Annotated in this window: 18 protein-coding genes; 11 read left to right on the forward strand and 7 right to left on the reverse strand. The window is 68.1% G+C overall.

Annotated features, from left to right (window positions below; translation table 11 throughout):
* Nucleotide 1: 1 nt before the first annotated feature.
* The gene (locus CD928_RS01675; protein WP_095385120.1) at nt 2-1,498 is read right to left on the reverse strand and encodes an amidohydrolase family protein; all 1,497 of its coding nucleotides are present in this window, start codon (nt 1,496-1,498) and stop codon (nt 2-4) included.
* A 65-nt stretch (nt 1,499-1,563) separates the two neighbouring features.
* Complete coding sequence (locus tag CD928_RS01680) at nt 1,564-2,598, reverse strand: mannose-1-phosphate guanylyltransferase (protein ID WP_095384018.1); 1,035 nt, start codon at nt 2,596-2,598, stop codon at nt 1,564-1,566.
* Between the two features lie 95 nt (nt 2,599-2,693).
* On the opposite strand from CD928_RS01680, the gene CD928_RS01685 reads away from it, so the two are divergent.
* From CD928_RS01685 to CD928_RS01705, 5 genes are all read left to right on the forward strand, one after another.
* Nucleotides 2,694-3,425 carry an energy transducer TonB gene (locus CD928_RS01685; RefSeq protein ID WP_095384021.1) on the forward strand — a complete coding sequence of 244 codons (732 nt, stop codon included), beginning with the start codon at nt 2,694-2,696 and terminating at the stop codon, nt 3,423-3,425.
* 110 nt (nt 3,426-3,535) lie between these two features.
* Nucleotides 3,536-4,924, forward strand: a complete 1,389-nt coding sequence (locus tag CD928_RS01690) for a TIGR03013 family XrtA/PEP-CTERM system glycosyltransferase (protein WP_095384023.1) — start codon at nt 3,536-3,538, stop codon at nt 4,922-4,924.
* 2 nt (nt 4,925-4,926) lie between these two features.
* On the forward strand, nt 4,927-7,038 hold the full coding sequence (gene prsK, locus CD928_RS01695) for an XrtA/PEP-CTERM system histidine kinase PrsK (protein WP_095385122.1): 2,112 nt from the start codon (nt 4,927-4,929) through the stop codon (nt 7,036-7,038).
* Nucleotides 7,038-8,417, forward strand: a complete 1,380-nt coding sequence (prsR, locus tag CD928_RS01700) for a PEP-CTERM-box response regulator transcription factor (RefSeq protein ID WP_095385124.1) — start codon at nt 7,038-7,040, stop codon at nt 8,415-8,417. Before prsK ends, prsR begins: the two co-directional genes overlap by 1 nt.
* Nucleotides 8,418-10,262: a tetratricopeptide repeat protein gene (locus tag CD928_RS01705; protein ID WP_095384025.1), complete on the forward strand. Its 1,845-nt coding sequence runs from the start codon at nt 8,418-8,420 to the stop codon at nt 10,260-10,262.
* 204 nt (nt 10,263-10,466) lie between these two features.
* On the opposite strand, the gene CD928_RS01710 is transcribed toward CD928_RS01705, so the two are convergent.
* A complete protein-coding gene (locus tag CD928_RS01710) occupies nt 10,467-10,814 on the reverse strand; it encodes a GntR family transcriptional regulator (protein WP_095384028.1) in 348 nt (115 codons plus the stop codon).
* Nucleotides 10,815-10,885: 71 nt separating this feature from the next.
* Nucleotides 10,886-11,467, reverse strand: a complete 582-nt coding sequence (locus CD928_RS01715) for a nitroreductase (protein WP_095385126.1) — start codon at nt 11,465-11,467, stop codon at nt 10,886-10,888.
* Nucleotides 11,468-11,645: 178 nt separating this feature from the next.
* Between CD928_RS01715 and CD928_RS01720 the strand changes: the two genes are divergently transcribed.
* The 5 genes from CD928_RS01720 to CD928_RS01740 are packed head-to-tail and all read left to right on the forward strand — an operon-like array spanning nt 11,646 to nt 17,523.
* Nucleotides 11,646-13,490: a peptide MFS transporter gene (locus tag CD928_RS01720; protein WP_095384032.1), complete on the forward strand. Its 1,845-nt coding sequence runs from the start codon at nt 11,646-11,648 to the stop codon at nt 13,488-13,490.
* A 2-nt stretch (nt 13,491-13,492) separates the two neighbouring features.
* Nucleotides 13,493-14,905 (forward strand): amidohydrolase, encoded by a 1,413-nt coding sequence (locus tag CD928_RS01725; RefSeq protein ID WP_176473404.1) that lies wholly within the window; start codon nt 13,493-13,495, stop codon nt 14,903-14,905.
* Complete coding sequence (locus CD928_RS01730) at nt 14,902-16,206, forward strand: amidohydrolase family protein (RefSeq protein WP_095384035.1); 1,305 nt, start codon at nt 14,902-14,904, stop codon at nt 16,204-16,206. The genes CD928_RS01725 and CD928_RS01730 overlap by 4 nt, the downstream gene beginning before the upstream one ends.
* A 53-nt stretch (nt 16,207-16,259) precedes the next feature.
* Nucleotides 16,260-16,961: an NnrU family protein gene (locus CD928_RS01735; protein WP_176473405.1), complete on the forward strand. Its 702-nt coding sequence runs from the start codon at nt 16,260-16,262 to the stop codon at nt 16,959-16,961.
* A 7-nt stretch (nt 16,962-16,968) separates the two neighbouring features.
* Entirely contained in the window at nt 16,969-17,523 is a 555-nt protein-coding gene (locus CD928_RS01740) for a DUF1003 domain-containing protein (protein ID WP_095385132.1), read from the forward strand.
* Between the two features lie 165 nt (nt 17,524-17,688).
* On the opposite strand, the gene CD928_RS22890 is transcribed toward CD928_RS01740, so the two are convergent.
* The 3 genes from CD928_RS22890 to CD928_RS01750 all read right to left on the reverse strand — a co-directional run bounded on the left by CD928_RS22890 (nt 17,689) and on the right by CD928_RS01750 (nt 20,497).
* A complete protein-coding gene (locus CD928_RS22890) occupies nt 17,689-18,174 on the reverse strand; it encodes a hypothetical protein (protein ID WP_141237056.1) in 486 nt (161 codons plus the stop codon).
* Nucleotides 18,175-18,257: 83 nt separating this feature from the next.
* The gene (locus CD928_RS01745; protein WP_095384041.1) at nt 18,258-19,253 is read right to left on the reverse strand and encodes an aldo/keto reductase; all 996 of its coding nucleotides are present in this window, start codon (nt 19,251-19,253) and stop codon (nt 18,258-18,260) included.
* Nucleotides 19,250-20,497 (reverse strand): dicarboxylate/amino acid:cation symporter, encoded by a 1,248-nt coding sequence (locus tag CD928_RS01750; protein WP_095384044.1) that lies wholly within the window; start codon nt 20,495-20,497, stop codon nt 19,250-19,252. Before CD928_RS01750 ends, CD928_RS01745 begins: the two co-directional genes overlap by 4 nt.
* Before the next feature lie 121 nt (nt 20,498-20,618).
* Here CD928_RS01750 and glmM point away from each other — a divergent pair, with 121 nt between their 5' ends.
* Nucleotides 20,619-21,959: a phosphoglucosamine mutase gene (gene glmM, locus CD928_RS01755; RefSeq protein WP_095384046.1), complete on the forward strand. Its 1,341-nt coding sequence runs from the start codon at nt 20,619-20,621 to the stop codon at nt 21,957-21,959.

Raw genomic sequence — 21,959 nt, forward strand, 5'->3', positions numbered from 1 at the left:
ATCAGCTTCTGCCGGTATCGACATAACCATAGCGTCGGTTCGACGGGGTGGAGCCGGCGGCGCGATAGTCGCGGCGAAGCGCGCTGAAGCGATCGTCGCCGACCGCCGCGGCGGCGCTTTGGGGCTCGATGCCATAGAGGCGCGCATTGTTGCCGCCGAAGATCGCGCGCTTGACGGCGCCGTCGGCCGCGCCGAGCGGCTCGAACCCGTGCGCCTTGCGCATGTCCTCGGGGATTTCGAGCCGGCGCAGTCCCTCGATCTGCCATTGCGGCGAGCCGGTCCACACCGCGTCGGTGCCCCAGCAGACCCGCGTCGCGCCCAATCCCTTCACCAGCTGTCCCATGATCGCCGCGCAGATGCGCGGCTGCGCGATCAGCGTCTGCGCGAAAATCTGCCCGAGATCGGCATGGACGTTGGTCACCCCGTGCCTTGCGGGGATTTCGGCGAGATCGGTGACCCAGTCGATGCGGCCGGTGCGGTCGAACTCGGCGAGCGCCCAATCGGCGTCGTCGAGCCGGTAGGCGGCATGGTAGATGATGAAGTTGAGCTGCGGCCAGTCCTTCGCCGCCTGCGCGACATCGTCGACGCGCGCATGGCGTGCAAGGCCCGGAAAGCGCGCGTCCATGCCGCGCCCCCACAGCCCCTTGTGGACGCAGATGTTGCGGATGCCCGCCTTCGCGGCCTTCTCATAGCCGCGATAGACCTCCTCATCGTCCATCCGCCAGGGATAGCGCGCGAGATCCTTGTGGGTGTTGTCGCCGACCGTATAGCCCTTAAGCGAATCGGGATCGAGTTCGAGCGCGGCGTCGAGGTCATCGAGCCAGCCGGGGCGTCCGGGGGTGATGATCGCGTGGGTCATCAGGCGGCGGCCGCCTGCCGCCGCATTCACCTTTGTGCGCGCTTCCGCCATCTGGCGGTTGGTGAGGAACCAGTCCTCGGCAATCTCCGATGGCGCCGATGAAATGAGCGCGATCTTGGTATCGCTGTCGAGAAAAATCTCCTTGTAATAATTGTCGAATTTCAGATCATCGAGCGTCTGGGCGCCCGCGCTCGACAGGTGGGGATTCCACCCTGCCGCGGCGACCGATTCGCGCAGCTTGACGAAATTGGCGAGCCGCGTGTCGTCGCGCAGGAAATGGGTGTGCATGTCCATCACGAACTCGTCCGACAGCGCCTCGGCGCGGGCGTCGGCGGTCTCCGGGCTCATCGCCTCGGCGCGGCCGGCATCGAAGATCGCGCCGAAGCTGTCGTTGAGCGCGACGAAGGCGGCCGCCACGCCCGCCGAGGTCTGGAAGAAGCGGCGGCGGCTGATCCCCAGCCGCGGCGCGATCGCGTCGGCAAGCGCGTAGAGACGGCACTCGGTCTCGCGCTGCTTCGCGGTCTGGCGCACCGGGAGATATTCCTCGCTGGCGACCATCCGCACCGGCAGCGGCGTGCGCGGTTCGCGCCGGTCGGCAGGGTCGAATCCTGCGCGGTCCTCGTCCGAGAAGAGTCGCATCGCATCCTCCTTCGCCGCCCGCGGCGAGGATAGCATCGACCGCGCGCTGAGGGAATGAAGGGTGGCTATTCGCGCGCCTTGGCGGCGGCGCGGACATCCTGGGCGCGGGCGAGGGGGATGACGAGGATGTCGTCGCCGTCGACGATCACCGCGACATCGTTCATCCCGACGAGCGACACGCGCTTGCCGCCGGCGCGGACGAGGTTGCCGCGGCTGTCATGGACGAACGCGTCGCCGCCCAGCGCATTGCCGCCGGCGTCCTTGTCGGCGAGCGCGTGGACCGCGTGCCAGCTTCCGAGGTCGGACCAGCCCATCGCGACGGGCACGACGGCGACGCGGTCGTCCTTTTCCATCACCGCATAATCGATCGAATCGGTCGGCGCCTGTTCGAACGGGATCGCGTCGGCGTGGAGCGCGTCGCCGTCGCGCTGGCCGGCGGCGAGCGCCCGGTCGGCGGCCTCGAAGATCGCGCGGCAATGGGTGAGCATCGCGTCGCGCATCCGCCCGGCGCGAAAGAGGAAGATGCCGGCGTTCCAGCTGTAGCCGCCCGCCGCGAGCATCGCCTCGGCCTTGGCGAGCGGCGGCTTTTCGACGAAGCGCGCGACGGCGAAGCCGTCGTCGCCCAGCGCGTCGCCGCTCGCGATATAGCCGAAGCCGGTTTCGGGGCGGTCGGGCGCGACCCCGAAGGTGACGAGCCAGTCGTGCTGCGCGAGCCGCGCGCCCTTGGCGATCGCGGCGTGAAAGGCGGGAATGTCGGCGATGACATGGTCGCTCGGCATCACGAGCAGCAGCGTGTCCGCGTCGGCCGCCGCCACCGCGAGCGCGATCGCTGCGGCGGTGCCGCGCGGCATCGGCTCGACGAGCAGCGCCGCCTCGCGCGCGTCCATCTGCTCGCGGATCGCGGCGATATGCGCGTCGCCGCACAGGACGACCGGCGGCAGGAAATCGGCGCCCGCGGGCGTGCGGCGGACAGTCTGGCGGAACAGGCTGTCGGGACCGGCGAGGGTCAGGAACTGCTTGGCGTGATCGCCGCGCGATTCGGGCCAGAGCCGCGTCCCGGCGCCGCCGCAGAGGATGACGGGTTGGATCATCAGCGTCATGGGGCGGCTCTATCGGGTTGCGGGGCGGCGGTCACGCGCTATCGTGGAGGTGAGGCGTTGCTTCAGCAAGCGGCGTCTGTATTGGCGGTCACAAGATGAAATTGGGGGCGGGGATGAAAGGTCAGCTGGCATTTGCGGTCGCGATGCTGTTCGCAGCGCCTGTCGGCGCGCAAACGGCGCCGGCCAAGGCGACCGCCGCGCCGCCGTCTGCGACCAAGCCTTGCGATCCGGTGGCTCCGGAGATCGGGGCAAACGGAGATCCCATCTACACCGGCTGCCAGATCAGAACTCTCGGTGGAACTCTGCCGAAGCTGGCGTCGGCACCTGAGGAGCCCGATTTGACGAGCCTCTATCAACGGGGGATTCAGGGGGGGATAATTTTCGATATCGTGATCGGGAAGGATGGCCGCGCTCACAATGTGACTGTGAAGGTCTCTTCACGGTCGCCGGAGCTCGATGCGATCGGCCTGGATATCGTGAATCGCAGCGTCTTTTCGCCAGCCACCGACCGCGACGGGAAGCCGATAGATGTCAAAGCCGTCTATCCGACCTATTTTTGGAAGGACAGCATCGGCAAGGATGAATTCACGAACAAGAGATGCGACCAATTTCTGATTGATACAGCCTGGCACCAGAATAATTTCCCGGAAGAAAAACCCGAACAATACCGGGGCTGGCTGTTGATCACGGGCCTGCTTTTTGCGAATTCCGTCCAGACAGGAAAGCTCAAGAAAAATCTCGACCTTCCGACATATTCGCAAGTGGTGGAAACCTGCAAAAGCAATCCCGGTGAACCGTTCATCGCGGCGGTTCTCGGCAAGCCGTAGGAAGGCCCCCTCTTGCGCCATGCGCTAAACCCACCAGCCAAGTGTAAAATTAACCGACAGTTGACGCCTCGCGATTAGGATCGGGCGCCGGAAAGGGCGCGCCAGTCTTCATGTTCAGGTTGTTCAAACATTATGTGCCGCACGCGGTCGTCTGGCTCGCGCTGTTCGAGTTCGCCGCGCTGCTCGTGTCGGCGGAGGCGGCGTGGCATCTCTATGCGCATCAGGCGGGGTTCGATGCCGGGCCGCTCGCGGGGCGCTGGTTGCCGGTCGTCACCTTCGCGCTTTCCAACTCGCTCGCGATGATGGCGGTCGGCATGTACGGGACCGAGGCGCTGCGCGCGATGGGGTTCGCGACCGCGCGGCTGCTCGCGGCGATCTCGCTCGGCGTCATCTTCCTGTCGGTCGTCGGCTTCCTGCTGCCTGATGCGACCCTGTGGCGCGCGAACAGCCTCTATGCGATGGCGCTCGCGATCGCGGCGCTGCTGCTGATCCGGCTCGCGCTGACGCAGAGCGCGGGGGCCGATGCCTTTCGCCGCCGTATCCTCGTGCTCGGCGCCGGGCCGCGCGCGGCGCGGCTCGCGGCGCTCGCCGAGGCGCCGGGGAGCGGGCTCGGCATCGTCGGTTTCGTTGCGATGACCAAGGCGGAGCACGCCGTGTCGGGCGCGGTTCCGCGCGCGTCGGTACCAAGCCTCGCCGACCATGCCGTCGCGCTGGGCGCGGGCGAGGTGGTGCTGGCGATGGAGGAACGGCGCGGCGCGCTGCCGCTCGCCGACCTGCTGCGCGTCAAGACCACCGGGGTGCATGTCAACGAGATGGCGAGCTTCCTCGAGCGCGAGACGGGGCGCGTCGACCTTGCGACCACCAACCCTAGCTTCCTGATCTTTTCGGACGGCTTTTCGGCCGGACAGCGGATCGCGAAGGTCAGCAAGCGCCTGTTCGACATCGCCGCGAGCCTGGCGGTGCTGGTGATCGGGCTGCCGCTGATCCTGATCGCGGGGATCGCGGTGAAGCTCGACAGCAAGGGGCCCATTTTCTATCGCCAGCCGCGCGTCGGGCTGTTCGGCGAGCCCTATAATATCGTCAAGATCCGCTCGATGCGGACCGATGCCGAGGCCGCGGGGAAAGCGGTGTGGGCGAGCGCCAACGATCCGCGGGTGACCCGCGTCGGGCACATCATCCGCAAGCTCAGGATCGACGAGCTGCCGCAGACCTGGTGCGTGCTGAAGGGCGAAATGAGCTTCGTCGGGCCGCGCCCAGAGCGGCCGAGCTTCGTCGAGGAACTGACGCGCGAACTGCCCTATTATGCCGAGCGGCACATGGTGAAGCCGGGGCTGACCGGTTGGGCGCAGATCAACTATCCCTATGGCGCGTCGGTCGAGGATGCGCGGGTCAAGCTCGAATATGATCTCTATTATGCGAAGAATTATTCGCCCTTCCTCGACCTGTTGATCCTGCTCCAGACCGTGCGCGTGGTGCTGTGGCCGGAGGGAGCGCGCTGACCGTGCCGGCGCTCGCCGCCCTGTCGGAGCTGCTCGCGATACTTGCGCTGGTCGGGTTCGCCGGCGTGACGCTGTGGCTGCTCAGCCGGCCGCGCGGGCGGATGCGGGCGCTGATGCCGGCGCCCGCATGGCTGGTCGCGGCGGCGGGGGCAACGGCGATCTGGTGCCTGCTCGTCCATGCGTTCGGGCCGGGATCGGCGCAGGCGCTCGCCGGGCGGGCGCTGCGCAGCATCGGATGGCTCGGCTGGCTCGGCGCGACCTTCTGGAGCGCGCAGGCGCCGATGTCGCGGCCGCTGCGGCTGATCCTGCGCCTGCTCGTCACCTTCTGCGCCGTCGCGCTCATCGCGGCGGGCGGGAGCCTCCTGCGCGACGGCCTGCTGTCGGTCGAATGGATGGCGCCGAGCCTCGCGATCGTCGCGATGATCACGGCGTCGGGCGGGTTGCTGCTCGTCGACAGCGGGGTACGCCACGGCAGCGCGGGCTTGCGGATGCCGGTGCTCGCGGTCGCGGGCGGCTTCGCGATGCTGTGGGCTTATGAGCTCAACGTTCAGCTGATCGGCGCGCTGACCGGCGCGCCGGCGACGACGCTGATCCTGCTGCTGCCCGCGGTGGCGCTCCTGATCCTGCCGACCTTCATCGTCGCCGCGATGGATGTCGGGCGCGAGCGGATGCGGTTGTCGCGAACCGCGGCGACACGCACGATCCTTCTGCTCGGCGCCGCCGCCTATCTGATGCTGATCGGGCTGACCGGCGCGGTCGCGCGGCTGGTCGGCGGCGATTATGGCGAACTGGCGCAGGGCATCTTCCTGCTCGTCGCGCTCGGCGCGGGCGGGCTGCTCTTCGTCTCGGGCCGCGTGCGGGCGTGGCTCGCGGTGATGATCTCGAAGCATTTCTTCGAACATCGCTACGACTATCGCGCCGAATGGATGCGCTTCACCGCGACGCTGGGCCAGGCGGAGGACGGCGAAGGCGGCACGAACCTCCACCGCCGCGTCGCCAAGGCGCTCGCCGAACTGACCGGCAGCCCCGGCGCGCTGCTGATGCTGCCCGACGCGCAGGGGAATTTCCGCGTCGCCGACCAGTGGCATTGGCCGGGCGGGGTAGACGAGGCGGCCGAGCTGCCGCTGCGCTGCGCCTTCGTGCTGCAGGAGACGCAGCATATCGTCGACCTCGACGCGGTGCGCCGCGGCGGCGCGGGGGCGGGCGACGACATGGCGATCCCCGGCTGGCTGGTCGCCGATGCGCGCGCCTGGGTCGTGGTGCCGGTACTGCATTTCGGGCGGATGATCGCGGCGGCGGTGCTGCACCGTCCGCCGGTCGCGCGCGCGCTCGATTGGGAGGATCTCGACGTGCTGCGCATCGCGGGGCGGCAGGCGGCGAGCTATCTCGCCGAATCGCAGAGCCAGGCGGCGCTGTCGGAGGCGAAGCGCTTCGACGAGTTCAACCGCCGCTTCGCCTTCATCATGCACGATATCAAGAATCTCGCGAGCCAATTGTCGCTGCTCGCGCGCAATGCCGAGCGGCACGCGGACAAGCCCGAATTCCGCGCCGACATGGTCGAGACGCTGAAGCTGTCGGCGGGCCGGCTGACGGGGCTGCTCGCGCGCCTGTCGCCGCGCGAGCGCGGCCGCGCGGCGGAGGCGGCGCGAACCTTCGTCGAGCCCGTGCTCAGCGACGTCGCGGCGCAGTTGCGGCCGCGCGCGCCGCTCGTCGTCGGCTGCGAGACCGGGCTTGCCGCCTGGGCCGACGCGGCGTCGCTGCGCCAGATCGTCGAGCAGCTCGCGGCCAATGCGATCGACGCGTCGCCCGAGGGCACGCCGGTGCAGCTGATCGCGGCACGCGAGGCGGGGCGGGTGCGGATCGACATTCTCGACCAGGGCGTCGGGATGAGCCGCGCCTTCATCCAGGGCGAATTGTTCAAGCCTTTCGTGTCGACCAAGGAGGCGGGCTTCGGGCTCGGTGCCTTCGAGGCGCTGCAGCTCGCGCAGGCGATGGGCGGGACGATCGACGTGGCGAGCGAGCCGGGGAAGGGGAGCTGCTTCACTCTGTGGCTGCCGGCGGCGGGTGAGGATGGCGCGAGCGCCGCCGGGAATGAATGGGTGAAGGTGGGATGATGACGAGCGACCGAACCGACGCGCGGCGCAAGCTGCTGGTGGTCGAGGACGACCCGGGGCTGCAGACGCAGCTCAAATGGGCCTATGAGGATTATGAGGTGCTGATCGCGGGCGACCACGACCGCGCGATCGAGCTGCTGCGCGCCGAGGAGCCCGCGGTGGTGACGCTCGACCTCGGCCTGCCCCCCGATCCCGACGGCATCCGCGAGGGATTCCGCGTGCTGAGCGCGATCCTCGAGGCCAAGCCCGATACCAAGGTCATCGTCGTGTCGGGGCACGGCGAGCGCGCGAGCGCGCTGACCGCGATCGCGAACGGCGCCTGGGATTTCTACCAGAAGCCGATCGACATCGAGGAGCTGGGACTGATCGTCCGCCGCGCCTTCCACGTTCGCGCGCTCGAGGTCGAGAATGCGCGGCTCGCCGAGGTGGGCGCCAGCGACAATCGCGTGCTCGGCGGGATGATCACCGGCGCGCCCGAGATGCTGAAGGTCGCGCGGACGATCGAGCGCGTTGCCAATCTCGACGTGTCGGTGATGCTGCTCGGCGCGAGCGGCACCGGCAAGGAACTGCTCGCGCGCGGACTGCACGAGGCGAGCGCGCGGCGCGACGGGGCGTTCGTCGCGATCAACTGCGCCGCGATTCCCGAAACCCTGCTCGAAAGCGAATTGTTCGGGCACGAGAAGGGGGCGTTCACCGGCGCGGTCAAGACGACCGAGGGCAAGATCGAGCTGGCGCACGGCGGCACCCTATTCCTCGACGAGGTCGGCGACATCCCGCTGCCGCTGCAGGTCAAGCTGCTGCGATTCCTTCAGGAGCGGACGATCGAGCGGATCGGCGGGCGCAAGGCGATCGCGGTCGACACGCGCATCGTTTGCGCGACGCACCGCGATCTCGATGCGATGATCGCCGAGGGCAGCTTTCGCGACGACCTGTATTACCGGCTCGCCGAGATGGTGGTGAAGATTCCATCGCTTGCCGAGCGGCCGGGCGACGCGGTGCTGCTCGCGCGGCACTTCCTCCACCATTATGCGCCCGAGATGAATCCCGGGGTGCGCGGCTTCGCGCCCGACGCACTGCAGGCGATCGACGCGGCGCGCTGGCCGGGCAACGTCCGCGAGCTCGAAAACCGGGTCAAGCGCGCGGTGATCATGGCCGACGGCAGACTGGTGACGAAGGACGACCTCGACCTGTCGGCGGCGGACGCGGGCGAAGAGGCCGACTGGCTCAACCTGCGCAGCGCGCGCGAAGCCGCCGACCGCGTCGCGATCCGCCGTGCGATGACGCAGAGCGAGGGCAATATCTCGGCCGCCGCCAAGCTGCTCGGGATCAGCCGGCCGACGCTCTACGACCTGCTCAAGCAATATCGGATGCAGGCCTGAATGACCCTGCGTCGCGTCTGGATGGGCACGCTGCTGATTGCGGCGGTGCTGGCCGGGTGCGACGGGCCGCGGCCGATGGGCGGGCGCCAGGCGCTCGAACAGCGGCGCGCCGAATTGCAGGATGCCATCGCGGACGATCCGCGCGCGATCGAAGCGCGGGTCGAGCTCGCGCGCATCGCCTTTCGCCTCGGCGACGGGGTGGCGGCCGAAGCCGCGGTGAAGGCGGCGCTCGCGGCGGGCGGGCGCGTGGAAGTGCTGCGTCCGCTCCTCGCGCGCGCCTATGCGCTGCAGGGCGACGGCGCGCGCGCGCTACAGACGCTCGGCGCGGGGCCGGTCGCGCCCGAGATGGAGGGCGAGGCGGCGTGGGTCGCGGGCACCGTCCATCTGGCGGACGGCGATCTTGGCGCGGCGCGCGAAGCGCTCGACCGCGCGGTGCGCGAACTGCCGCGCGACGCGGCGCTGTGGGTCGATGTCGCGCGCTTCCGCGACGCCAATGCCGATGCGCTGGGTGCGCGCGACGCGGTCGATTATGCGATCGAGCTCGATCCCGCGAACAGCGACGCGCTCGCGCTCAAGGCCAATCTGGTGCGCGTGCGCGAGGGGATGACCGCGTCGCTTCCCTGGTACGACAAGGCGCTGGCGGCCAACCCCGACAATGCCGGGGCGCTGATCGATCAGGCCGCGACCTTTGGCGATCTCGGCCGCTATCACGACATGCTCGCGGCGCTGCGCCATGCCGCGATGATCGTTCCGGGCGATCCGCGCCTCTATTATCTGCAGGCGGTGCTCGCGGCGCGCGGCGACGATTATCAGCTCGCGCGCAGTCTACTCCAGCGCACGCGCGGGCAGATGGACGAGGAGCCGGGCTTCATGCTGCTGAGCGCGGTGGTCGAGCTCGAGCTCGGCGGCGAGGCGGTGTCGGCGACCTGGGCCGACCGGCTGCTGACCGAACAGCCGCACAACGGAACCGCGCGGCGCATCCTCGCGGCGGCAAACTGGGCCGACGGCGATGCCGATGGCGCGGCGGAGGCGCTGGCGCCGATCGTCGACCGCGACGATGCCGACAGCTGGTCGCTGCTGCTCGCGGCGCGTGTCGCCGCGGAGCGTGGCGATCGCCGCGCTTCGGCCGCCTATCAGGCGCGCGCGGCGGCGCTGACGCGCGGCGATGCGGCGCCCTTTGCGGTCGACGACCGCTACGGGCTGGTGTCGATGGCCGCCGATGCGGCGCCGCTCGATCCGGCGAAGGCGATTCCCGCCATCTCGGCGGACATCGCGAGCGGCCGGACGCAAAGCGCGATCGCGCGCGCGGCGAGGCTGCGCGACGCCAATCCGGGGGTCGCCGACGCGCATATCCTGCTCGGCGACGCGGCGCTGGCCGACGGGCGCTTCGACCTGGCGGTCGGCGCCTATCGCAAGGCGCGCGACCTCGACGCCGGCGAGCGCACGACGCTGCGGCTCGCCAACGCGCTCTATCGGGCCGGCGACCCCGCGGGGTCGGGCGCGGCGATCCTCGCGCTGCGCGACAGCCAGCCGTCGAGCGTCGCTGCCGACCGGCTCGCCGGGCACCTCGCGATGGATCTCGAGCATTGGAACCAGGCGATTGCGCATTTCGAGCGGGTGCGCCGGAGGGTCGGCAATCGCGACGTCGTGGTGCTGCGCGAACTCGCGCGCGCCTGGGCGGCGAAGGGGCAGCCGAAGCGCGCGCTGCCGCTGATCGCGCTCGCCTATCGGCTGCAGCCGCTGAACGCGGAGATCATGGGGATTTATGCCGACCTGCTCGAAGGGCAGGGTGACCGCCAAGCGGCGGCGGATCTGCGTGACAAGGCGGCGCAGATCGGGCGGTAGGTTGGGTGTGGTTGGGGGTAGCTCTGGGGTGGGGAGCTGCCACCCAACCTCGTCATGCTGAACTTGTTTCAGCATCCATGGCCCAATGTCACCCTTCTGCGCCGCGCCCAATTCAAGGGCAGGCCATGGACCCTGAAACAAGTTCAGGGTGACGAAGAATGAAACGTCCCCTTCCGGTCGCGAACCGACCTAACAGCCGCCCGCCTAAGCCTCGGTCAGGCCGAGCAGCGTCCGCGCGTCGAGGCCGATGCGGCGCATCTGCTGGGCGACGGGGGGCCAGATGTTGGTCAGGAAATCCTCGCGCATCAGTTCGCGCAGCCGGTCGGTCGCGCCCGCCGCGACGAACATGCCGACCCCGCGCTTGACCGTGACCAGCCCCTCGTCCTGAAAGGTCTGATAGGCCTTGGCGACGGTGAGCGGGTTTGCGCCTTCCTCGGCGGCGAGCGAGCGTACCGACGGCAGCATGTCGCCGTCGCGATAGGTGCCGTCGAGGATGGCGTTGGCGATCACGTCGCGCAGGCGCTGGTACACGGGTTTGGTCTGATCGAGCATGCCGCCTTAATGCCATAAGACAGCAGCACAGTCAAATCGCGGTCATTGCTTCGCGAGGCGATGTCGCGAAATTATATGTCCCACCCGCTCACCACATCGTCATATTCTGGCCGCGGCCGCTCCTTGAGTGGTTCGCCCGGCGTGCCGAAGAAGAAATAGCCGGCGATCCGGTCGCCCTCACCGACGCCAAAGGCGGCCACGACTTCGGGACTGTAGGCCGCCCAGCCGGTCAGCCAGCTGCCGACAAAGCCGTGCGCGTGCGCGGCGTGGAGCAGGTTCATGCCGACCGCGCCCGCCGACATCTGCTGTTCCCAGACCGGGATCTTCGCGCCGGGCACCGGCGTCGAGATCAGCACGAGCAGCGTCGGCGCCTGATGCGCGAACTGGTCGAGCGCCGACAGATCCATCCCCGCGGCGCCGGGATTCTCGGCGACCCACGCGCGCTTGAGCAGGCTGGCGAAGGTTTCGCGCTGGCCGTCGGCGATCATGACGATACGCCAGGGCGCGAGCTTGCCATGGTCGGGCGTGCGTAGCGCAAGGCCGATGATATCCTTGAGCTGCGCGGCGTCGGGACCGGGGGCGACCATGTCGCGCGCCTTGCCCGAGCGGCGGGTGGCGAGGTGCGAGCGGAGCGAGGAGGTGTCGTTGAACATGCGGCGCATGTGGCTCTTTTGCGAAGCCTTCGCAAGAGCGCGTTGGCCTCCCAACCAGTTTCACGCGCAATTAGATTCTTCCATTGCGCAATTTTCGCGCTAGGTTGGCCGGATATAGGCGGCGCACGGCCGCAAACGACATTCGGCGACACATTCGGCGACAAGGGGACGCATTCGCATGAAAGACATGAGCCTTTGGGACGGGGGCGATTGGACCTTCGTCATCGCGTTGGTGGTATTGGGCGCGTTCCTGACCATCGGCGCACTGATCGCCGGGAGCCGGAAGCCCGAGTTCGCCGGCCATCCCAAGGGCCTCTACATGCTCTTCTTCGCCGAAATGTGGGAGCGTTTCTCCTACTACGGCATGCGCGCGCAGCTGATCCTCTATCTGACCCAGCACTGGCTGTTTTCCGACGGCAAGTCGAACCTGATCTACGGAGCCTATACCAGCCTCGTCTACATTACCCCGGTGCTTGGCGGCTATCTTGCCGACCGTTATCTGGGGCAGCGCAAGGCGGTGCTGTTCGGCGGCGTCCTGCTCGCCTTCGGCCATTTGTTCATGGCTTTCGAGGGAGTCGGCGGTCAGGACGACCCGACAATCAACATCTTCTGGCTGGCGCTCGCGCTGATCATCGTCGGATCGGGCTTCCTGAAGGCGAATATCTCGGTGATGGTCGGGCAACTCTATCGCCTGACCGACATGCGCCGCGATGCCGCCTACACCATCTTCTACATGGGGATTAACTCGGGCGCCGCGATCGGCACCATCCTCGTCGGCTATCTGGGACAGAAGATCGGCTGGGCCTATGGCTTCGGGCTGGCAGGCATCGGCATGATCGCCGGCCTGATCGTCTTCGTGCTGGGCAAGAAGGTGCTGCTCGGGGCTGGCGAGGCGCCGGCGCCGCTGAGCCGGCAAAAGGAATGGACGCTCTACGGCACCGGCCTTGCCGCCGTGCTCGTGATGTGGGGCCTCATCCAGTATCAGGACGTCATCGAAAATCTGCTGCTCGTGTCTGGCACGCTGCTGCTCGTCTATGTCGCCGCGGTCGCGGCGCTGCAGCTTCCCTATGGCAAGATGGCCAGCGCGCCCGGCGACAGCCGCGCCATCCTGATCGCGGGCATGGCCGCGATGTTGTTCCTGCCGCTGTCGAACGCGCTCGGCCTGCCGCTGTCGGACGATGGGGCCAAGATCATGGGCCTGACGGTCGCGCAGCTCATCTATATCGTCGGCATGCTCGTCGTGCTGGTGGGGCTGGCGATCGAGAAATTCCGCATCGAGCATCATGCGCGCGACCGCATCTATGCGATCCTGTTCCTGATCGGGCTCAACCCGCTGTTCTGGGGTCTGTTCGAACAGGCGGGCGGCAGCTTCAACCTCTATACCGACCGCTATGTCGATATCGGTTCGGTGCCGGCGTCGCTGTTCCAGTCGATCAACCCGATCTACATCATCATCTTCGCTCCGTTCTTCGCGGCGCTGTGGCAGCTTCTCGGCAAGCGCGGGCTCGAGCCGTCGGCGCCGGCCAAGTTCGCGCTGGCGCTCGCGCAGGTCGGGCTCGGCTTCCTCGTTTTCGTCTGGGGCGCGCGCAGCGTCGGACCCGAGGCGCTGACGCCGGTGATCTTCGTCTTCCTGCTCTATCTGCTCCACACCACGGGGGAGCTCTGCCTGTCGCCGGTGGGTCTCAGCGCGATGAACCGGCTCGCGCCGTCGTTCATGGCGTCGCTGATCATGGGCGCCTGGTTCTACATGACCGCGGTCGGAAATTTCGTCGCCGGCAAGATCGGCGAGGCGACGGGCGGCGAGAGCGGCGAGATGACCAAGGAAGCGACGCTCGCCATCTATAATGAGATCGGCTGGATCACGCTGGGCGTCAGCGTCGTCGTGCTGGCACTGTCGCCGATCGTGAAGAAGTGGATGCACCTCGACACGCTGCGCGACCGCGAGGACGATATCGCCGGATCGGGCGAACTCGGCGAGGCGCAGGCCGCGGGCGTCCACCCCGAACCCAAGCCTGCGACCTGATCGTGAGGCGGGGGCTGAAGGGCGGCCTGCTCGCCGCCGTATCGCTGGCGTTCGCGGGCTGCGCCGCGGCCGGGCAGGACGCGAAGCCGGCGAGCGATGCGCCGCCGCCGGCCGAGAAGAAGGCCGAGCGGTTCAGCAAGGATCCCTATCCGTCGACCTATCACGCCTACCCCGGCCGCGTCACCGCGGTGCGCGGCGTGACGGTCTTCGACGGCGAGGGCGGGCGGATCGACAATGGCACGGTGGTGCTCGCCGAGGGCAAGGTCGCGAGCGTCGGCGGCGCCGACCTGCCGATCCCAGCCGACGCGGCGGTCGTAGACGGGACGGGCAAATATCTGACCCCCGGCGTGATCGACGTCCACAGCCACCTCGGCGACTATCCGACCCCCAGCGTCGACGCGCACGACGACGGCAACGAGGCGACGAGCCCGACGACCCCCGAGGTGTGGGTCGAGCACAGCGTCTGGCCGCAGGACCCCGGCTTCACCCGCGCGCTCGCCAATGGCGGGATCACGACGCTGCAGATCCTTCCGGGCAGCGCGAACCTGATCGGCGGCCGCTCGGTGGTGCTGAAGAATGTGCCGGCGCGCACGGTGCAGGGAATGAAATTCCCCGGCGCGACCTATGGACTGAAGATGGCGTGCGGCGAGAATCCCAAGCGCGTCTATGGCGGCAAGGGGCGGATGCCCTCGACCCGCATGGGCAATTTCGCGGTCGACCGCGCGACTTGGGCGAAAGCGGCGGCGTACAAGAAGAAGCTCGACGAGGGGAAAGCGGTCGACCGCGACCTCGCCATGGAAACGCTCGCCGGGGTGCTGTCGGGCGAGATTCTCGTCCACAATCATTGCTACCGCGCCGACGAAATGGCGCTCGTCATCGATATGAGCCATGAGTTCGGATACAAGGTGACGGCGTTCCACCACGCGGTCGAAGCCTACAAGATCGCCGACCTTCTGGAGAAGGAAGGCATTTGCGCCGCGATGTGGGCCGACTGGTGGGGCTTCAAGATGGAGGCCTATGATTCGGTGCCCGAGAATATCGCGCTGGTGAACCGCGCGGGCGCCTGCACCATCGTCCATTCGGATGACGAGAACCAGATCCAGCGGCTCAATCAGGAAGCGGCGAAGGCGCTCGCCGCCGGGCGCCGGATGGGAATGCAGATCAGCGACGAGCAGGCGTGGACCTGGCTGTCCTACAACCCCGCCAAGGCGCTGGGCATCGCCGACAGGACCGGCAGCCTGAAGCCGGGCAAGATGGCCGATGCGGTGCTGTGGAACGGCAATCCATTCAGCGCCTATACGCGCCCCGAAAAGGTGTGGATCGACGGCGCGCTGCTGTTCGACGCGATGGACCCGAAGCGGCGCCCGGTGAGCGATTTCGAACTGGGCCAGCCGGGCGAGGGGGACGTGAAATGATGCGCGCGCTGATGCTTTCGGCCGCCGCGCTCGCCTTCGCGCTGCCCGCGGCCGCGCAGGATGTCGCGATCGTCAACGCAACGCTCGTCATCGGCGACGGCAGCGCGCCGATCGAGGGCGGCTCGGTGATCGTCCGCGGCGGCAAGGTCGTCGCGGCCGGCGACGGGGTGGTCGTTCCCGCGGGGATGGAGCGCATCGATGCCGAGGGCCATTATGTCACCCCGGGCATCGTCGCCGCGTTCAGCCGCGTCGGGCTGACCGAGGTCGATGCGGTCGGCGGCACCAACGACCGTTCGGCGCCGCGCACGCGTTTTTCGGCGGGGCTCGACATCGCCCCGGCGCTCAACCCGATGGGATCGCCGATCGCGGTGAACCGCGCCGCGGGCGTCACCCGCGCGATCGTCGCGCCGGGCGGCAGCAGCAATCTGTTCGCGGGCCAGGGCGCGGTCGTCGACCTCGCCGACGACATGGACATGGTGACGCGTCCGCGCGCGCTGCAGTTCGTCGCCTTCGGCGAGGCGGGATCGGCGAAGGCGGGCGGCAGCCGCGCCGCGACCTTCCTTCTGTTCCGCGAGCAATTGCTCGCCGCGCGCAGCTATGCCCGCAACCCCGCGGTGCTCGCCGAATGGGGCAATGACGCGATGATCCAGCGCGCCGACGCCGACGCTCTGGTGCGGGTGATCGACGGCGCGACGCCGCTCTTCGTCCGCGTCGACCGCGCCGCCGACATCGTCAACGTGCTGAAGCTGAAGCAGGATTTTCCCGCGCTGAAGCTCGTGCTCGTCGGCGCGACCGAGGGCTGGATGGTGGCGCGCGAGATCGCCGCGGCCAAGGTGCCGGTGCTGGTGTCGCCGCTGACCGATCTGCCGGGGAGCTTCGAGCGGCTCGGGGCGACCCAGTCGAACGCCGGGCGGATGAAGGCGGCGGGGATCGACGTCGCGGTCGGCGTGTTCGACGACGACGACGCGCATAAAATGGGCTATGCGACGCAATATGCCGGCAATCTGGTCGGGCTGACCAAAATGCCGGGCGCGAGCGGGCTGAGCTGGGATCAGGCCTTCGCCTCGATCAGCAGCGCCCCGGCGCGCGCGGTGGGCATGGACGGCCAGATCGGGTCGTTGCGGCCCGGCCGTGCCGGCGACGTGGTGATATGGGACAAGGATCCGCTCGAACTCGGCAGCCGCCCGACCGCGATTTGGATCGACGGCAAGCGCCAGTCGCTGACAACGCGCCAGGACCGGCTGCGCGACCGCTATGCCGATCCGGTGGAAGGCGCGCTGCCGAACGCCTATGACTGGTGACCGATAAAGACCGCGCCTGACCGACGCGGCACCGTGAAGAGAGGTGACGGGCCGTGGAACCGATGACGTTGCTGATCGTGACCTGCATCCTGTTCGTGGGCACGCATCTTTTGCTGTCGCACCCGCTGCGCGCGCCGCTCGCCGGGCGGATGGGCGAGCGGCCGTTCCAGGTCGTCTATTCGGTGGTCGCGATCGCGACATTGGTGATGGTCGTCCAGGCGTGGCGCGGCATGCCGCCCGAACCGCCGCTGTGGGCGGCCGGCGACGGGCTGTGGGCATTTGCGTCGCTGATCGTGCTCTTTGCGAGCATCCTCTTCATGGGCTCGCTGGTCGGCAACCCCGCGCTCCCCGCGCCCGGCGCCGCCTTCGCCGCGCAGGGCGCGCCGCGCGGCGTCTATGCGATCACGCGCCATCCGATGATGTGGGGCTTCGCGCTGTGGGCGCTCGCGCACGCGCTCGTCATGCCCACGGGCGCTCAGATGGTGCTGTCGGCGACCATCGCCTTCCTCGCGCTCGTCGGGGCGGCGGGGCAGGACGTGAAGAAGGCGCGGCTGATGGGCGACGCGTGGCGCCACTGGGCGGCACGGACGAGCTTCGTGCCCTTCGCGCGCCAGCTCAGCGGCATGACGCCGTGGGGCGATACCATCCCGCGGCCGCATGCCCTGTTCGGCGGCATCGCGGTCTGGCTCGCCGCGACCTGGGCGCACGGCGCGCTCGGCTATATGGCGGCGGGCATCTGGCACTGGATCGGCTAGCGACATGATGAGCCGCGACGAGCAGATTTCGGACCTGTCGCTGCGGCTGCTCGGCTGCCCCTACGACGATCTCGACGCGGGCGAGCGGCGCGTCATCCGCGCCATCGCCGAACGCGCGCCGACGAGTCGCGACGTCGGGGCCGACGCCGACGATCCGACGACGCGCCCGAGCCTCGGCGCCCGGCTCGCCGACAGGGTCGCCGCGGTCGGCGGGTCGTGGGGCTTCATCATCGGCTTTTCGCTGGTGCTCTTCGCGTGGATGCTGATCAATTCGAAGGCGCTCGAGCATCTGGGGCTGACCTTCGATCCCTATCCTTTCATCTTCCTCAACCTGATGCTGTCGATGCTCGCGGCGATCCAGGCGCCGGTGATCATGATGAGCCAGAATCGGCAGGCGGCGAAGGACCGGCTGACCGAGAAACTCGATTACGAGATCAACCTGCGCGCCGAGCTGGAGATCATGCGGCTGCACGAGAAAATCGACCAGATGCGGATCAGCGAGCTTGCGGAGAAGGTCGATGCGCTGTGCGCGCGGATGGAGACGAGGGATTCAGGCGGATAGGTCTGGGGCGGAAGGCGGCTTTCGGAGTGGGGAGCAGACATTGCTCCCCTGTTTTCGTCATCCCGGACTTGATCCGAGATCCATTCATTCGGCGCTCAGAGAATGGATCCCGGATCAAGTCCGGGATGACGATGTAAGATAAGCCTGCTTCCGGCCGGAAGCGGACTAACGCTTTGGCGGCGGCGTGGGCACGTAAATCGGATTTGGATTCTTCCCCCCAACGCATAAATTGAAATCGCCGGCCTCGCGGTCGCGAAATCGCGTCGGCCAGCCGCCCAAGCAATCGGTCGGCGTTGTGTCGATGCCTCGCACAATGGCGATCGACATTGAGCGGATACGCGCCTCTCCGATCAGGCAATTCACTTTCTCAGGTGGGGTTGTATCTAGGGCGATGAATGAAGAGGATGCAGCGTCATTGCCGCCAGCGTCGGTCAAAAAGGCTTCTACCTTGCAGTCCCGCAGCACCTTGAGGCTCGTAGGACCCTCCGTTTCAGGCTTGTAATCCGATCCGAGAATGTAATCAAAATCGTCGTCGACGAGACGGAGATATAGCGGCTGTTGATCATCCCGATGCCACAGCGTTGCGGCTCCCCATGCACAAATGCCAAGAGCCGCCCCGGTTAACACGCCTACCAGAAATTTCCGGTTCATTCGATGATCCTTGCCGGTTGTTGCCACCGTCCATTCGCTGAAGATCCGAAGGTCCGCAATCGATCAAAAACCGCCGTCCTCCTCTAAATCCGCACCATCCGCATGCCCTGCTCGCCATAGCGCGGACCGCTGGTGCCGCCGCGCGGGGCCGCCGCTTCGATTGCGGCGAGATCGTCGGCGGTCAGGGTGACGTCGGCGGCGGCGACGCTGTCCTCCATCGTCGCGCGGCGCTTGGTGCCCGGAATGGGAACGATGTCGTCGCCCTGCGCCAGCAGCCAGGCGAGCGCGACCTGCGCGTTCGAGACGCCGCGTTTCGCCGCGACGCCGGCGATCGCGTCGACGATCGCGAGGTTGGCGGGCAGATTCTCGTCCGAATAGCGCGGATCGCCCCGCCGCCAGTCATGCTCGGGAAGCTCGTCGCGGCTGCGGATCGTGCCGGCGAGGAAACCGCGGCCGAGCGGCGAATAGGGGACGAAACCGATGCCGTTCTCGCGGCAGATGCCCAGGATTTCCTCTTCGACGTCCCGCTCCCATATCGAATATTCGCTCTGCAGCGCGGTGATCGGCGCGGCCCTGGCGGCGCGGCGCAGCGTGTCGGGACCGGCTTCGGACAGCGCGATGTGGCGGACCTTGCCTTCCCTGACCAGCTCCATCATGCCGCCGACCGTCTCCTCGATCGGCACCGACGGATCGACGCGGTGCTGGTAGAAGAGGTCGATCGTGTCGATGCCGAGCCGCTGGAGCGAGCCTTCGCACGCGCGGCGAGCGTTGGCGGGCGAGCCGTCGACGCCGGTGATCCGCTTGCCGTCGAACTGGAAGCCGAACTTGGTCGCGATGACGAGGCCCTCGCGCTTGCCTTTGATCGCCTGCCCAAGCAGTTCCTCGTTCGCGAAGGGGCCATAGATTTCGGCGGTGTCGAAGAAGGTGACGCCGAGGTCGATCGCGCGGTGGATGGTGCGCGTCGATTCGTCCAGATCGACATTGTCGCCATAGAGGATGTTGCCCCCCTTGATCATCGGCATGCAGCCGATCCCGATCGCCGATACCTGAAGGCCGTGGCCGAGCGTGCGATATTTCATGGCGTTTCTCCTGCAGGTTCGTCCGCGACACCGTCGGCGGCATATTTGGTGGCGGCGACGTCGGCGACGACATTGCCCAGCGTACGCCAGATATCGGGAAAAGTCTCGACCGCGACGAGCAGGCCGAGCGGCGCGACCGGAACCCCCATCGAGACCGCGATCGGTGCGATCGAGGTGACGAAGCTGATCGATCCGGGCAGGCTGACCGAGCTCAGCGCCGCGGCGACCGCGACCGCGAGGCCGATCGCCATCGTCCAGGGCGTCAGGCCGATGCCGAACAGCCAGGCGACGTAGACGACCACCGCCAGGTTCATCGCGGTGCTGGTGAAGCGGAAGAGCGCGACCGCGAGCGGCAATATGATGTCGGCCTTTTTGGGATCGACCCCGAGGGTCTTGGAAGCGTCGAGCATCGCGGGCAGGCTGGCGAGCGAGCTTTGCGTGCTGAGCGCGACCGCGAGCGTCGGGATCATCGCACGCACGAAGCGCGGCGGCGCGACCCCGACGACCAGCCACGCGAGGATCAGGCCCAGGATCACGCAGGCGACCCCGACGCCCGAGACGATCAGCACATAATGGAGGAGCCCGCCGAACGCCGCGAACCCGGCCTTGACGGCGAGCGCGTAGCCGAGCGCGAACACCCCGATCGGCGCCAGCGCGAGCACCCAGCCGATCACGACCAGCATCGCGTCGCCGAGCGCCTTGAACAGCCCCGACAGGCTTGCGCGCTGCTCGGGCCCGATGCGGGTGATCGCGAAGGCGAAGATGGTGGTGAAGACGATCAGCGGCAGGACCGCGGTATCGGCCGCGGCGGCGATCGGGTTGGTCGGCACCAGGCTGAGCAGATAGTCGGCGAAGGTCGGTGAAGCCGGCGTTTCCACCACTCCGCCGAGCCCGTGGCGAAGCGCATCGGCAGCCGCGGTCGACAGCGGGAAAAGCCGCAGCAGCAGCGGCGTGAGCAGCAGCGACATGGCGCCGGTGATGACGATCGCGGCGATGAAGGTCGCGACCGCGCGCGCGGCGAGCGCCCCCGCGCGCGCGGCGTCGGCGGTCGCGGTGATGCCGGTGATCAGCAGCGCGACGATCAAAGGCACGATCGTCATCTTGAGCGCGTTGAGCCAGAGGATGCCGACGGGCTCGACGATGCGCAGCGACGCGCTCGCCCCGCCGGGCGACCAGCTTTCCACGCCGACTCCCAGCAGCATTCCAACGACCAGCGCCGAGAGGATGACCCATGCGGATTTCACGTTCAAATTCCCCGGGCAGTCGCTGGCCTGCTTGCCAAGCAAAAATGGGTGACCTAGGGCCATCCCGGGGGTGCCGGGGCAAGCTCTTGTCCTGATGTTCGGCTTAAGTAGCAGAGGTGCCATGCGCAAGTTTTTCGGAACCGACGGTATCCGCGGGATGACGAACGAGATTCCGATGACGGTCGAAGTGGCGATGCGCGTCGGCATGGCGGCCGGCGCCCATTTCCTGCGCGGCACGCACAAGCACCGCGTCGTCATCGGCAAGGACACGCGCCTCTCGGGCTATATGCTCGAGAACGCGCTCGTCGCGGGCTTCACCAGCGTCGGCATGGACGTGGTCCAGGTCGGCCCGATGCCGACCCCGGCCGTGGCGATGCTGACGCATTCGATGCGCGCCGACCTGGGGGTGATGCTCTCGGCCAGCCACAATCCCTTTCACGACAATGGAATCAAGCTGTTCGGTCCCGACGGCTACAAGCTGTCGGACGAGGACGAGGCGCAGATCGAGCTGCTGCTCGCGCAGCAGCCGAAGCTCGCCGCCCCCGCGCAGATCGGGCGCGCCAAGCGGATCGAGGACGCGCGCGGCCGCTATATCCACGCGGTGAAGCAGAGCCTGCCCGAGGCGGCCCGGCTCGACGGGCTGAAGATCGTCGTCGATTGCGCCAACGGCGCCGCCTACAACAGCGCGCCCACGGTGTTCTGGGAACTGGGCGCCGACGTCGTCGCGATCGGGGTCGAACCCAACGGCATCAACATCAACGACCGCTGCGGCTCGACCGCGCCGGGGCTGCTGCAGGAAACCGTCGTCGCGAGCGGGGCCGACATCGGTATCGCGCTCGACGGCGACGCCGACCGGCTGATCGTGGTCGACGAAAAGGGCGCGATCGTCGACGGCGACCAGATCATGGGGCTGATCGGCGCGAGCTGGGCGCGGCAGGGGCGGCTGAAGGGCGGCGGCGTCGTCGCGACGGTGATGTCGAACCTCGGCCTCGAACGCTTTCTGGAGGGCGAGGGGCTGCGCCTCGAGCGCACCAAGGTCGGCGACCGCTATGTGCTCGAACGGATGAAGAGCGGCGGCTTCAACGTTGGCGGCGAACAGTCGGGGCACATGATCCTGTCCGACCATGCGACGACCGGCGACGGGACGCTCGCCGGGCTCCAGGTGCTCGCCGAGCTGGTGACGTCGGGCAAGCCCGCGAGCGAATTGCTCCACCAGTTCGACCCGGTGCCGCAGCTTTTGAAGAATGTGCGCTTCAAGGGCGGCAAGCCGCTCGACGACGCGCAGGTCCAGGCGGCGATCGCCGAGGGGGAGGGCGCGCTCGACGGCCGCGGCCGCCTCGTCATCCGCGCCTCGGGCACCGAACCCGTGATCCGCGTGATGGCCGAGGGCGACGACGCCGGCGAGGTCGAGCGGGTCGTCGACATGATCTGCGACGCAGTGCGCGTCGCCGCAGGAGAATAG

The organism is Sphingopyxis sp. GW247-27LB, assembly GCF_002277025.1.
Taxonomy (GTDB): Bacteria; Pseudomonadota; Alphaproteobacteria; order Sphingomonadales; family Sphingomonadaceae; genus Sphingopyxis.